9 protein-coding genes and 2 tRNA genes are annotated in these 14,228 nt (G+C 38.3%); 4 read left to right on the top strand and 7 right to left on the bottom strand.

What is annotated here, in order from left to right; all coding sequences use genetic code 11:
• Positions 1–11: 11 nt before the first annotated feature.
• On the top strand, positions 12–3,473 hold the full coding sequence (locus AABJ51_RS13155; protein ID WP_338372878.1) for an alpha-L-rhamnosidase: 3,462 nt from the start codon (positions 12–14) through the stop codon (positions 3,471–3,473).
• 159 nt (positions 3,474–3,632) lie between these two features.
• Positions 3,633–4,469 carry an SMP-30/gluconolactonase/LRE family protein gene (locus AABJ51_RS13150; protein WP_338372877.1) on the top strand — a complete coding sequence of 279 codons (837 nt, stop codon included), beginning with the start codon at positions 3,633–3,635 and terminating at the stop codon, positions 4,467–4,469.
• Between the two features lie 57 nt (positions 4,470–4,526).
• Here AABJ51_RS13150 and AABJ51_RS13145 read toward each other — a convergent pair whose 3' ends face one another.
• A complete protein-coding gene (locus AABJ51_RS13145) occupies positions 4,527–5,417 on the bottom strand; it encodes a helix-turn-helix domain-containing protein (protein ID WP_338372876.1) in 891 nt (296 codons plus the stop codon).
• A 165-nt stretch (positions 5,418–5,582) separates the two neighbouring features.
• On the opposite strand from AABJ51_RS13145, the gene AABJ51_RS13140 reads away from it, so the two are divergent.
• Entirely contained in the window at positions 5,583–6,578 is a 996-nt protein-coding gene (locus AABJ51_RS13140; protein ID WP_338372875.1) for a DUF6268 family outer membrane beta-barrel protein, read from the top strand.
• A gap of 207 nt (positions 6,579–6,785) precedes the next feature.
• On the opposite strand, the gene AABJ51_RS13135 is transcribed toward AABJ51_RS13140, so the two are convergent.
• Positions 6,786–6,859 (bottom strand) — tRNA-Asn (locus AABJ51_RS13135).
• A 16-nt stretch (positions 6,860–6,875) separates the two neighbouring features.
• Positions 6,876–6,949: transfer RNA gene (locus AABJ51_RS13130), tRNA-Asn, on the bottom strand.
• A gap of 87 nt (positions 6,950–7,036) precedes the next feature.
• Between AABJ51_RS13130 and AABJ51_RS13125 the strand changes: the two genes are divergently transcribed.
• On the top strand, positions 7,037–8,011 hold the full coding sequence (locus tag AABJ51_RS13125) for an adenosine kinase (protein ID WP_338372874.1): 975 nt from the start codon (positions 7,037–7,039) through the stop codon (positions 8,009–8,011).
• Positions 8,012–8,223: 212 nt separating this feature from the next.
• Here AABJ51_RS13125 and AABJ51_RS13120 read toward each other — a convergent pair whose 3' ends face one another.
• From AABJ51_RS13120 to AABJ51_RS13105, 4 genes are all read right to left on the bottom strand, one after another.
• Entirely contained in the window at positions 8,224–8,556 is a 333-nt protein-coding gene (locus tag AABJ51_RS13120; protein WP_338372873.1) for a DUF2149 domain-containing protein, read from the bottom strand.
• A 1-nt stretch (position 8,557) separates the two neighbouring features.
• The gene (locus tag AABJ51_RS13115; RefSeq protein WP_338372872.1) at positions 8,558–9,154 is read right to left on the bottom strand and encodes a MotA/TolQ/ExbB proton channel family protein; all 597 of its coding nucleotides are present in this window, start codon (positions 9,152–9,154) and stop codon (positions 8,558–8,560) included.
• 30 nt (positions 9,155–9,184) lie between these two features.
• Entirely contained in the window at positions 9,185–9,886 is a 702-nt protein-coding gene (locus tag AABJ51_RS13110) for an HmuT family protein (protein WP_338372871.1), read from the bottom strand.
• A gap of 71 nt (positions 9,887–9,957) precedes the next feature.
• A complete protein-coding gene (locus AABJ51_RS13105; RefSeq protein ID WP_338372870.1) occupies positions 9,958–14,220 on the bottom strand; it encodes a cobaltochelatase subunit CobN in 4,263 nt (1,420 codons plus the stop codon).
• Positions 14,221–14,228: the final 8 nt, after the last annotated feature.

The following is a 14,228-nucleotide window of genomic DNA, read 5'->3' as shown; positions in this document are numbered from 1 at the left end:
AAATCACTTTTATGAGAAACATCATTATTCACCTTTTCGTCCTATTATTTTTCTCTGAAGCAGTGGCTGAAAATCCCTCAGACATTTACTTATCAAATTTAAAAACCGAATACACAAAAACTCCACTAGGGATAGATATTGAGAAACCTCGTTTCAGTTGGAATATGCAATCCTCTAAAAACGGTGCTTATCAAAAAGCCTATCAAATTGAGATCACTAATGAATCAGGGGATAAGGTCTGGGATTCGGGCAGAGTGAATAATTATGTTTCATTAAACATACGATATGAGGGTACGACTTTACAACCGACAACCCGCTATCATTGGCAACTTACAGTTTGGGATGGTAATAATAAAAAACTTAATGCCGGCTCTTGGTTCGAAACCGGTCTAATGAGTACAGAAATATCGGTATGGGGACATGCAAAATGGATTGGAGGAGGAAAAGATGACTTAGTGTTATATTCGCACTATCTACCCGTTTTCGGCATAGGCTATTGTTTACAATTAGACGAACCAAGCCAATCTTCTAAAGCCGGCTTCATTTACGGAGCCAACGATCAACGTTTGATGAATAAGAATATGAATATCTTTCAACTTGAAAGCTCAAAAGATGAATCATATTTCATGCTTGAACTTGATATAGCTCCACTCTCTTCGGACAAAGAAGCTTTACTGAATATTTACCGGGTAGGCTTTCATCCTGAAGACAAAAAGGAAATACCTCTAAAGAGTATCAAAATTCCGACATCTCTGATCAATAACAAAAATAAATATCAAAAACATAAAATTCGTTTTTCCAACAACTTAGGTCATACGCATATCTATATTAACGAACAAGAGATAACATATCTGGGTGTTAATCCTTTAGGGCAAGGCGGCGATTTTATCGCATTCCCTGTAGTGGGAGATATCGGTTTTTATGTTCCTAATAAACAGAAGGCTCAATTTTCGGATATTGAAATACGTAACCTTCGTACACCATCGAATATTTTATTACGAGAAGAAGGGCAAATCATAGAGGGAGGAGAAAAAGGCTTTTTCCTCACACATAATCCGAGTCGTAATTCTATGCCAATGTTGCGGACAACTTTTGATGCTAAAAATAAAATTGCAAAAGCTAGAATTTATGTTACATCGCGCGGTATTTACGAGTTTTATATAAACGGACAACGTGTCGGAAATGATTATTTTAATCCAGGGATGACGCAATATAACAAAACACAGATGTATCAAACCTTCGATGTAACCTCCCTTCTACGATCCGGTAAAAATGCCATGGGAGCTATTCTTGCTGAAGGGTGGTGGAGTGGTGCATCTACTTTCATGGGAGAATATTGGAATTTCTTCGGAGATCGTCAATCTCTCTTATTCAAGATGATTATAACATACGAAGATGGTACAGACCAAATTATAGTCTCAGATCCCGATTCATGGCAGTATTATAATGATGGAGCTATTCTGTATGGAAGTTTTTTTCAAGGAGAAGTATATGATGCTCGTAAAGAATCCCAAATTGAGGGATGGAGTACTATTAATTATAATACTTCGAATTGGAAAAAGGCACAAGAAATACCATTAAACGGAACTATTAGCTTAAACGGAAAAGAATACAACGATCTTAAATTAATTGGTCAGTTTGGACAAACAGTGAGACAAATAAAGGAGCTCACAGCTCAATCAGTTGAAGAAGTTCGTCCGGGTGTATATGTATATGATATGGGGCAAAATATGGTCGGAGTACCGAGTGTCACCTTGAAAGGATTTGAGTCAGGGAAAAAAATCAACCTTCGTTTTGCCGAAGTAAAATATCCTGATCTACCCGAATATAAGAATAATGTAGGCATGATTATGCTCGAAAATATCCGGGCTGCAATGGCTCAGGACATATATATAACTAAAGGGAGTGAGCATGAAATTATTCAGCCTCGCTTTACCTTTCATGGATACCGCTTTATAGAAATTACAGGTATCCCTAAGGCATTACCGCTAGATGCGGTAAAAGGGATAGTCATCAGTTCTATACAAGAGCTAACTTCGTCTTATCAAACGTCTAATCTAAAGGTGAATAAACTATGGGAAAATATTACCTGGTCTACATATGCCAATTTCTTATCAATACCCACTGATTGTCCTCAACGTAATGAACGATTGGGCTGGAGTGGCGATATATCTGTTTTTGCTCGAGCAGCTACATATTTAGCTGATGTTCCTCAATTTCTACGACGACATATGCTTGCTATGCGTGACGCTCAACGAGAGAACGGTCGTTTTTCAGACATTGCTCCATTAGATATCGGGTTTGGAGGCATCTTATGGGGGAGTGCAGGTATTACCGTTCCATGGGAGGCGTATCAACAATACAATGATATAGATATGCTAACAGAGCATTATGATGCAATGAAAAAGTATATTCATTTTATTTTAAACGAAACAATCGATAAAGAGACAGGCTTGATTGTACAACAACGGGCATGGGGAGATCTGACAGACTGGTTAGGCCCTGAAGACGGGTGTAATGATAAGTCGCTATTATGGGAAGCCTATTTCTTATACGATTTGGATATTATGTGTAAAACGGCTAACCTTCTGGGGAAAACAGAAGACATGGCATACTTTTCTAAAATTTATAACGAAAGAAAAGAATTTTTCAATAAAACATACATTCAACCATCTACTGGCAAAACTATCTTTTCAGCCTTTGAACCTGAGAAAGAGTATGAGTTAGTTGATACACAAACATCATATATTTTACCTCTGGTATTCAATATTGTAGATGAAAAAGACAAGGCTAAAATGATTGCTAATTTCAAGGATGCGGTTATTCGCGAAAATCATGCTGATAATAAAACTGTCTGCCCCCCATACTCATTAATGACAGGATTTATTGGCACATCATGGATTAATAAGGCTTTGTCAGATAATGGATTATCTGACGTTGCTTACAGGCTCTTTCAACAAACAACATATCCATCATGGCTCTATTCTGTAGAACAAGGTGCTACAACTATTTGGGAACGTCTGAATTCATACACGCACACAGATGGATTTGGAGGGAACAACCGGATGAATTCATTCAATCATTATTCATTTGGAGCTGTTGCATCGTGGATGTATGCCTATTCATTAGGTATCGAACGAGATGAAGATCACCCCGGATTTAAACATTTCATATTAAAGCCTGAACCTGATCCGACCGGTGAAATGACTTTTGCTAAAGGACATTATGAATCTATGTATGGACGTATTGAGTCGGAATGGAATATTAATGGAAAAATTACTTCATATAAGTTTGTTGTTCCTGCAAACACTACAGTTACACTCTATTTGAAGGTTAATCTGAAAGATGTAATTAAAAGTGGAGATAAGCTCTTTAGGTCAATAAATGGAGTTAGTTATCGCGGCGAAAAAAACGGTAAATGCATATTTGTATTACAAGCAGGAAAGTATAATATTCAAATTGGACCTAAATAAAGAAACTATTTTCAAAGAAATAAAGAATATACTTATCTGTATTAAAGATCTGTAAACTTAAAATATTAATTTCTTAAAAAGCTATTGATGATTAAATTAATTCCGATATTTACCACAAGCTTAGTATAGAATTACTTTGTCTAAATATTAACTAGAAAAATGAGAAAGACAGTATTATTAGCCTTATTTATTTTGAGTTCGACAATTTGTTTTTCTCAAAATTTTTCAAGAGTATGGGTCTCTGATTCTCTTTTCCTTAAACCGGAATCAGCACTTTATGATTCTTCAAAAAAGACTGTTTACATATCAAATATAAATGGAGAATATCTTGCAAAAGATGGAAACGGCTTCATTTCAAAGATAAATATAAATGGCAAAATAGAGTCCCTTAAATGGGTAGAGGGGTTCGATAATCCGCAGGGGATGGGGTTGTATAAAGATAAACTTTATGTTGCAGATATTAATAGAGTTGTTCAGGTTAATACAAATACTGCCAAAGTAGAGAATGTGTTTATGGTCGACAATGCTAAATTTTTTAATGATATTGCAGCAGACTCGAATGGCGACATGTATATTTCTGATTGTTTTGGGAATAAGATCTATAAAATATCGGAAAATAAAATTGAAGTGTGGCTTGATTCTAAAACTCTTTCAGGCCCTAATGGATTGCTATGTACAAAAGAAGATGTTTTAGTCCTTAATATGAATGACAAAACTGTTTATGCAATAAGTAAATCGTCAAAGAAATTTATCAAAATATTTAGTGGAATTGATAATTTAGATGGTATTGTTAGTGATGGAAGTAACGGTTTCTTTGTTTCGGGAGCATGGCAAGGTCAGATATTTCACATTGATGCGGACGGTAACAAGAAGTTAATTATTGATTTAGGAAAAGAAAAAAACATTACTGCCGATATTGAATATATTGCCAATAAAAAGCTATTAATAATACCAACCTTATACAAAACAGTTATTGGCTATAGATTGATAGAATAAAATATGATTTTACTTTGTCAGTATAAGGTCTTTCAAATGTTCGTAGACATTTTTGAGTTAACCATTTCGATATTCATTGGGTGAAATCCCCGTGTGATGTTTAAAATAACGACTAAAGTGAGATGGTGTCGCGAAGTTCAGGTCATAGCTTATCTGCTGAATTGTGAGATTCGTTGATTTTAACAAAGCTTTTATTTCCAGTATCACATATTCATCTATCCATACTTTTGCATGTTTACCGGTCAAACGGAATATTATTGATGAAAAATATTTCGGAGTCAAATGAGCCTTTTCTGCATAGAACCGAATACTCCTATCTTTTTTAAAGTTCAGTTCGACATGTTTCATAAACTTAGTAAACATTTCGTTTCGGATATCATCTGTTTTATCTTCAGTGTGGCTTTTCTGCATCAGCATATTACAGACTTCCAGAAACATGGTGTTTAGAACACTTCTTATTAATTGTTTACGAAATATGTTTTCAGTATCCCGTATTATATCCTGACAATAATCAAATAAAGAATAAAACAACTTCATTTTAGAATCTGTCAATGTATGATGGGGAAACTCATATAGAATATTCCGAATATTAAAACTGTGAAGAGTATTGTCAATCTCCAGATAACTCGGTTTTAAGCAAAGTATTTTCGCTTCGAAGTCTTCACTGACCTCTATAACCTGAAAAACTCTGTCGGCCAGTATATTTATAAAATCATTTTTACCTACTTTATAATTGCTATATCCAATATTGATACTTAAGCTGCCAGCTTCACAAACGATGGCAATACCAATATCAAGTTTAATCGGAAAATCTGTTGAAACTATGTATTTAGAAACATTATCAGGATCTCTTGCTTTATTTTCCAATATAAAAAAGCTATCCTCTAATGCTTCTGCGGAAAAATAGTTTCGGATAGTCTGAGCCTTTATATTTTCAATAGTATTCATTTGAATCGATATTTTGTATATCAAATATACCTAATTATTCTTTCTTCTTCTATATTTTCGACCTTTTGGATACAATATCAATCCTATATGACAGATTCAGATTCCGAAAAGCAAGACCTTTGTCTTAAATATTAGATTTCATCTTCAAATAAAAAATAAGAATTAATGAAAAAATATATATTCTGTCTGATATTGTATATTTATGCGTCCTCTCTCTTTGTTAATATTTTTGCTCAGACTTCACAGTCTTCGGATTCTCTGACTAATGGTGTACGTAAATATGTTGCCCGCAATTTTTCCGAAGCAAGGACTATCAATTTATACTGGAACACAAGCCTGAGCCATGACTATACATTAAAGCACAACGGACAAAAGATAGAACAGGGAGAAAGTAAAGATATACACACTATAAATTTTTCGGCTACGGTTCCGATCCTACTTCTCAAGAATGCTTCCATATATGCTAATGGTCAATACAATTCGTATCAGTTTGATTCTTTTAATAATACAGATAAAGGAGTATCCGCTTTGTTCACAAAAAATGAGGGAGGGTATAGCTTTTATGAAGGTTCAATATCCGGAAATTACCGTTTTAGAATAGGCAATAAACCCGTTATGCTGATGGCGTCCCTTTTAGGTGATGGTTGGGATAAAAAATTTGAGAAAGTTTCGGGTGTCTTTTCGGCAATTTTAATTTTAAAACAATCCAATACCTGTAATTTAAGTGTAGGCTTATATGGTATGACTCTCTATGACAAAATTCCTGTAATGCCTGTCATAGCCTATACGCATCAGTTTACTCCTAATTTAAGTATTGATATAACTTTACCCAGCCGAACTTATTTACGCTATCAATTCCAGAACAGCCATCGCCTCTCTATTGGCACATCCATGTATAGCGAACAATTCTATATGGCTACAGATGTAGATGGTCTCCCACAAACCTCTTATTTTAGGAAAACATCAATAAGGCCGGAAATTGTTTATGAATATATCATAAATAATCATTTTTATTTAAGTGCACGGGGAGGTGTTTCAAAACTAATAAAAGGCGGACTTTATAATACGAACAGAAAAGGGATTGATGGAGATCCGTATATTAAATACACCGAACCTGTTACACCTTTCTTTAATCTTGGGTTTTCTTATAATATATTTTAAATATAGAATACAAAAGGGAATAATTATGTTATTCCCTTTTGTATCTCCTTTAATATTTCTCTTTGCTCATCAGGGATAGTCAGGTATTTGTCTGCCCATACATTTATTTCTAATCGTGGATATCTTTATCGTTACCTTATTGTAGGATGATGAGCCAATAGTGGAATTCTTTAATAAGAAAAGGAGTCAAAATTTTGACTCCTTTTGCGCTTTCTCTTGGGCTCGAACCAAGGACCCTCTGATTAACAGTCAGATGCTCTAACCAGCTGAGCTAAGAAAGCAATCCTGTATTGTAAGCTCTTCAGGCTGGGCTCGAACCAGCGACCCTCTGATTAACAGTCAGATGCTCTAACCAACTGAGCTACTGAAGAGTGATAAATGCTTTATTTGAAAAGCATGGCAAAAGTAGGTCTTATTTCCGAAATATACAATATCTTTGCACTAAAATTTTAAAATAAATGAAAGTATTAGGAATGGGAAATGCCTTGGTCGATGTCTTGGCATTGATCGAAAACGACTCGTTACTCACTCAGTTAGAGCTGCCTAAAGGTAGTATGCAATTGATAGATGCCGCTAAAAAAGAGGCTCTCCATAAAGCAATGGAAGACAAAGAAAAATTCCTGGCATCGGGAGGTTCCGCATCAAATACCATCACCGGAATTGCAAAATTAGGTGTGAATACCGGTTTTATCGGGCGCGTCGGTAAGGATTTCTTTGGCAATTATTATAAAGAAGATCTAGAAAAATACAATGTAAAATCGTTGCTTCGTATTTGTAATGAAGATTCAGGAGTTGCTACAACTTTTGTTTCGAAAGACGGACAACGAACCTTTGGTACTTATCTGGGTGCCGCAGCCGGATTAACAGCTGAGGACTTAAAAACCGAAGACTTCGTAGGGTACAATTATTTCTATATTGAAGGGTATTTAGTGCAAAATCTCGATTTGATCCGCAAGGCAGTAGCTCTGGCACACGAAAACGGAGCGAAGGTTGTTCTTGATATGGCTAGTTACAATGTTGTGGAAGCGAGTAAAGATTTCTTATTGGAAATTATACCTCAATACGTTGATATACTTTTTGCTAATGAAGAAGAGGCGAAAGCTCTATGTAACACAGAACCCGAAAAAGCTTTGGATATCATAGCAGATATGGTCGAAATAGCCATTGTTAAGATTGGAGAAAAAGGCTCATGGATAAAAAGAGGTGAAGAAAAAGTATTTGTTCCCGCACTTAAAGTTGATTGTATGGATACCACCGGAGCCGGTGATTTATATGCTTCAGGCTTCCTGTATGGACTTATAAACAGCAAGTCGCTGAAAGAGTCCGGAGAGATAGGTACTTTGCTTGCAGGGAACGTTATTCAGGTGATGGGACCTAAGATGAATGATGACAAGTGGAATGAATTGATAAGTTCGATTAAAACGAGCTATTAACCACATAAAATGTACAGAATCCTAAAAAGGAAACAAAGGTAACATCATAAATGTACTTTTTCGGATGTTACTTTTTTTCTTTTCTCAAATTTTTTCAGTCATTTAAAGATCTTTTTATAAAGAGGGTCTACGACCCTTTTCTGTATAGATAAAAAACAAGGAGGATGATGCAGATCTGCATCATCCTCCTTGTTTTTTATAGCTGAATTAGATTATTCCGGGACATAAATAATTTCTCCGTTTTCAAGTTCATAGGCAATACCTACTTTCTTGCCTTTTGATCCTGAAGATTGTTCGTTCGAAGGTGTATATTTATTGATTTTATTACCTTCCTTGGTGATGATCTCCATATTGTCTTTTCCGGGATTTTTTACAATCGTATAATCTTCCTGTGTAAATACTTCGGTCATATTCATGTGCATGACCATTGCTACCATCAGAGCAACGGCAAATACCATTGCCACATCAAAAAGATTAACGATCACGCTTAGCGGATCGGTATCTTCTTCTCTTGCAAATTTGCTGATTCGGCGTTGTCTTCTCATATCAGTCTTCTTTTTGAGTTAATATGCGAGATACATAATCGAGATTATTTACATCTTTGGCATACCATCGTTGTTTAAACTGTAAGGTTACCAACCCAATGGCGGAAACGACAAGACCTACTACCGTAGTCGCAAATACAACCTGCATATTGTAGGCCATACCTGCAATATCACCAGTCGATAGTCCGACCAATGCAGGACTCATAGCTATCAGTGTACCGATAAGACCTAATACAGGACCCATTTTAGCCAACATTTTCGACAATGAAGTGTCTTTTTCAGCTTCGTTTTCGAAATTAGACAGAAGAAAATCAGAGTAAGCTTCACTTGGAGTGGTTGTCAGTAAATCTCTCATGTATTTTATGAAAAGAGAATTATCGTTCTGAGGTAATAACCCTTTCAATTCATCAATTGAAGAGGACGTCAATCCCTTAATCTTATCATTAAGTATTTTATCGTTTTTCCGTTTGGTCATGTATTGGTTGTAAAAACCGCCGATAAGTAATAATCCTCTGACAAAAAGACAAAGTAAAATAATGATATCGGGAATCAATAAGCTGTTAGCTACCCAGAAGAGTACTTTAGAAATAATTTCCATTCGTTGAGTTTTTTAAGGTTCCAGACCTATTTATAAATGATTTTTTGTTTGTTTTCGTTGTATAATTACCCAGCGGACTTTGTTCCATCCGTATCCGATAAGAAACATCATGATGAATAATCCGAGTGAGAGAGCCAAAGCCTTAAAATTGATTGGTTCTTCGGCGGCAGCATAAGTCACATTTCCATTGACGGTGGTTAGTAGCCCGAGTATGGCAACAAAAAGACTGACAAGGAAGTGTACCTCTAACCGTAGTTCTTTTTCGGGAAACATATACTTCACTCCATAAGCTGCTGCCGGCAATAAACCCAGTGTAATTGCAGCTATTGTATATGCCAGTGTATCGAAATCTGTACCCGACATGCTGAATATGGTTTGAGTGAGAATATAAAACAGGACAGGAAACAGCAGTAAGCTCGGATACCAATATAAAGGCAGCATCCACTTCTTTATTTTCTTCCCGAATAAGCTCCTTAAAGCGGCAAAGCAAAAGGCAAAGCAAATAGCCGATTCTACAGTAACCAATACGGCAGCATCCTGCAAGGCATCTCTATTCATCAGGTAATCGTTTAGCTGAGTTTTTGACTGCATGATTGCATATTTGTTCATCCATACAATAAAAACGGCACAGACAAGCCCAAACAGAGCCGATTGCCACCATTTCCAGAAACTCAGTTTCAGGATGCAGTTGACTACAATAAAGAGCATCAATATCTGAATGATAAGTTCCATATTTTTTTATTTAGGGAATGATATAATGTGCCAATAAGATAGTTATTGGCACATTAACCAGTTACAAGTGATTAATCTTTCTTTCTTTTCTTTTTCAGTATAAACAAGAGAATGAAGAATGCGATTACGACCACAGCCCCTATGATAAATCCGTTCAGAGATGTTTTTTCTCCGTCATCGGTTCCTCCGACCTGATCTTTTTTCAGAACCATGCCATTCTTGGAGGCATCGGATGATGTTCCGGAGGTTTTCATCTGCTGTATTTGCTGGTTGTATGCTTTGGCATCTTCCGCAGATACTTTTTTCGAGATGAAATCTTGCAATTTGGCATTCTCTCCCGAGAATCCCGATCCCGTAGATCCGAACTCTTTAACCAGATTGGCATGTAGTTGTGCGATATCAGCAAGCTGTTGTTCACTTGCTTTCCACATTCCTTTGCGGGCGGTTTCCATCATCACAGCGGTGATTTCCTGCAATGCGGCCGGATTTTGCCGGCGGAAAAATTCCTGTGTTCCCAGATTCAGTTTGTCTTTTACATAAACGTCATAAATCTCATTCCACATTTCATTATCCACTACATCGGGTTTCATCACATTCCATCCGTAAGTATTGGTTACCACTTCGGTGATTTGTGCTGCGCTTGATGCTCCGCCTTTCATTACTTCTTTGATGTATGCCGGATTGAAGATCGTTGAGCGTGATTCTACACCGATAGCTTCTTTCAGTTCCTGCATGCGGACATTATTGCGGTTGCGATAGTCGGCAAAATAAGCATCAGGATCTTTACCTGTAACTTCACGTACGGCAAGATTCATACCTCCCATAAACTCGTATACGTGGTCGAGGCTCAAGGCTCCCCATGTATTACTTTGTCGTGGTTGCACCACTACATCCGTATTGTGGAGAACAGCACGTAGAAGTCCGGCTTTGAATTCTCCCCATTCTTTTTCGCTGCCGTATACGGCACCCATATTGTTGATATATGTGTCGGCAATTTCTTTTTCGCTTTCCCATTTATCTCCGCTTGTCACCATACCCTGAATACCTGTTCCGTACATTCCGTTGATACCGCCGAATACACGTTGAGTAGACATGGCACGGGCATCTTTGGGTGATACACCTTGTTCTACCAGTTGTTTTTCTATTTCAACGGTACTTTTCGATACCATATTGTCGAACTTATCGTCTTTGGCAGATGCTGCCATTTCAACCGCTTTGCTGATAAGCGACAGGCGAGATGCGGCAAGATCACGGAATTGTCCCGAAGTTTGTACAACCACATCAATACGGGGACGACCTAATACAGCTGTCGGAATTAACCGAAGATCCGATACACGCCCGAAAGCGTCACGAACCGGCTCTACGCCCAGCATATATAAAGCCTGAGCGATGGTCGCTCCTTCTGTTTCGATAAACTCACTGCTCCAGAAAGTATAGCTGACCTTACGGGGATATTCTCCCTTATGTTGTTTTTTGTATTGGTCTAATGTTGCATTTACAAGAGCAACTCCTTTGTCCCATGCTACTTCCGAAGGTGTTGCTTCGGCATTTACAGCGTAAAGGTTACGTCCGGTAGGTACTGCATTGGGGTTGGCTACTGCATCTCCACCCGAAGACGGTGCTATATATCCTCCCGAAAGGGCATTTATGATAGACTTTAATTCAGCTTCGGGGCTTTGTTCCAATGCTGTTTTATATGCCGTAATGTTGTTGATGGTGCGTTCTATTTCAGCAATGGCTCTTGCTTTGTCTTTTTGCTCTTTGGTATATTCCGGAGCTTTAGGTTTGCCTTGACCCATAGGAGAACCTGCTCCTTGCGGATGCTGAGGTTTTGCCTGTTTCTGAGTGTCGGCAGCTTGAGCATGATCCGGTTTTTTACCTGTTTTCGGTATCCATGAAGGATGTCCTCCCGAAGGTTTTCCCTTTTCGGCTTTACCGTTTTTAGAATCGCCAGAAGCTGCCATCATTGCCGCCATTCCTCTTTTAGGCGGAGTCAGGATAGTCTTCGATTCGCTCAGGTCTTTTTCTGTAATACCTGCAATTTGACAAATCAGAGCATCGGTTACAGCCTTTCCTCCCAGAATCTGATTTACCAGCGTTTTTGCAGGATCTAAATACCGTTGAGTAAAGAATGCTTTATTTTTCAACTGGGTTTCGGATACTTTTCCGCTTTGTCTATCCAATGCCGCAAGACTATAGGCGATAGGATCGGCACTCATAGCCATCACCGATGAACGTATTTTTTCGGGTGTATAAGGTACTCCCGTTGTATAAAGTTGTCCGTTCATTTTTTCGTTGGCAATTTCCTCCGCAAAGTTTTCGATACGTTCTATATCTTCTGCCTTGTAAGGATTAGTCATTATGCTGTCGAGACGCAGATCGCGGTGAAGACCCATTGCTACAGCTATTTTCTTTACAGCCAATGATGCCTGAGGTTGTCTCACTTCATCGGTTTTGTAATAATCCCTGATTTTTTCCTGTAATGTACGGAACTGCGAACGGGTATTGCTTTCCATAAATGCCGGAGTAAGGTACGATACGGTCGTTGCATACGAACGGCGTTTGGCTATCATACTTTCTCCGATATTACCGATTGTATAGTAATAGAAGTGGGGGATAGTTCCGACCAGACGATCAGGCCAGTCGTTGCTGCCAAGAGCAACTTGTTTCTGAGGGGTAAACTCCAAACTGCCGTGTGTGCCGAAGTGTATCATTGCATCTGCTTTGAATGCGTACTGCGACCACAGATATGCTCCGATGTATGTATGAGGAGGAGCAGATTTTGCACCGTGTACAATAGCGAAAGAGTCTCCTCCCAGCGCAGCCATCGGCTGAGGAAGCAGAGCGATATTTCCGAATTGTATACGGGCTACAGCCAGATACGATTTGCCGTCTTTATTGACCGACATGTATGCTCCGGGTGCTTCGCCGTAGGTATTTACCACATCTTTATATAACTCGGGAGACAGTGATTGGTGTATCCATGACTCGTACTCAGATTTTTCAACAAGTGCGGGATGTCCGTTCTTTAAGAAGTTATCAAAAGCTCCTTCGGCATATGTGCTTAATACCGAGCCCTGAACCATCAATAGCTTTTCGAAATCCTGTTCTGTAGCAGGCAGGTTGTCTACCTTGTATCCTTCGGATTTTAGACGTTTCAGCAGATTGTAAAGCGAAGGTACGGTTTCGAGACCCTGAGCAGTCAGGGTTGATTGTCCTGCTCCTTTGAAGAAGTAAATCGAAACTTTCTTTTCGGCATTGCTCTTCCGTTTCAGTTCTGTAAAGTTTTTCACTATCTGAGTGAAGTTCCTCAATCTGTCGGGAATTGTTTTGAACAGGTAATTCCCATCATTGTCTATTTCCTGAGCAGTTATCACATATGGATAGATGCCTCCGTCGAGTTCGGGCATAACGATGCTTTGTGACATAAAGCCTCCGTACATTCCCATAGGGTCTTTCATCCATTCGTCAGTTGTCTGGAGGATGGTAAGAGGTGTAAATATCGGAATATTCCGTTCTTTGAGCCAATCGACAGCTGCATCGGCTTGTCCCATTGCCAATCGTCCGTGAGCAAAGTAAAGTACAGCATCAGGATTAATTTCTTTCAGAAACTCCATACGTTTCATAGCAGATGCAACCGGATAAACATTCATTCCTGCATTCTGCATCGAAACAATTATGCTGTCGATGTTATCCCTGTTGCCGCTGAAAGGATCGTTAAATCCTCCGACCATAGCTATACGGGGAGCTCCTTCTTTGTATACATTAATCTTTTTGAGATAGGCTTCATATTGTGCGACAGTCGAGAATGACAGGTTCTCATCCAGATGGAAAAGTACATCATCGGCTGTTTCCGAGACCGAATCGGCCGGGGTAACAAATAGTGTTTTCTTATCGATGTACTGACGGATATATCTCGCCATACTCTGATAATTTTTTTTGTTACCGTTTTTAAGATAGTTTGATATATCTTCTTTCTGGATACTGTCGAGATTACAAATCGCATTTTCAGGATTAGTTGCTGCATAGATATAAATAGGAACTCCTTTGTCCGCAGCTTCCTGTATCTGTGCCCGTTGTTCGGCAGAAACTTTCATTCCCATTCCGAATCCGAGTACGAAATCGTAATTTTTCAGTTTGTCAAGTTCTTCTAACGGAACATTCTCGTATTCGATAAAGTTATCGTTATTCGACTTGATAAAGCTTGTCGCCTGAAATTGCTGGAAATTGACCAATGCAATTTTTGTAGTTGACGCCAGCTTAGACCATGCTATCCATCCTCCAACGATGAGAATGACAGCCGCTATTGCGATGATTATCTTGTTTTTTGACATAAAGTGAA

Origin of the sequence: Indolivaga capnocytophagoides, from assembly GCF_036511535.1 — a bacterium.
GTDB lineage: Bacteria > Bacteroidota > Bacteroidia > Bacteroidales > Dysgonomonadaceae > Dysgonomonas_A > Dysgonomonas_A capnocytophagoides.
Note: the sequence above shows the minus strand (reverse complement) of the source record. Positions and strands in the feature narration are given on the sequence as shown.

What these genes read in the sequence shown, in the direction of transcription:
- AABJ51_RS13155 (WP_338372878.1), top strand. Translation starts at nt 12, where the DNA reads ATGAGAAACATCATTATTCACCTTTTCGTCCTATTATTTTTCTCTGAA.
- AABJ51_RS13150 (WP_338372877.1), top strand. Translation starts at nt 3,633, where the DNA reads ATGAGAAAGACAGTATTATTAGCCTTATTTATTTTGAGTTCGACAATT.
- AABJ51_RS13145 (WP_338372876.1), bottom strand. Translation starts at nt 5,417, where the DNA reads ATGAATACTATTGAAAATATAAAGGCTCAGACTATCCGAAACTATTTT.
- AABJ51_RS13140 (WP_338372875.1), top strand. Translation starts at nt 5,583, where the DNA reads ATGAAAAAATATATATTCTGTCTGATATTGTATATTTATGCGTCCTCT.
- AABJ51_RS13125 (WP_338372874.1), top strand. Translation starts at nt 7,037, where the DNA reads ATGAAAGTATTAGGAATGGGAAATGCCTTGGTCGATGTCTTGGCATTG.
- AABJ51_RS13120 (WP_338372873.1), bottom strand. Translation starts at nt 8,556, where the DNA reads ATGAGAAGACAACGCCGAATCAGCAAATTTGCAAGAGAAGAAGATACC.
- AABJ51_RS13115 (WP_338372872.1), bottom strand. Translation starts at nt 9,154, where the DNA reads ATGGAAATTATTTCTAAAGTACTCTTCTGGGTAGCTAACAGCTTATTG.
- AABJ51_RS13110 (WP_338372871.1), bottom strand. Translation starts at nt 9,886, where the DNA reads ATGGAACTTATCATTCAGATATTGATGCTCTTTATTGTAGTCAACTGC.
- AABJ51_RS13105 (WP_338372870.1), bottom strand. Translation starts at nt 14,220, where the DNA reads ATGTCAAAAAACAAGATAATCATCGCAATAGCGGCTGTCATTCTCATC.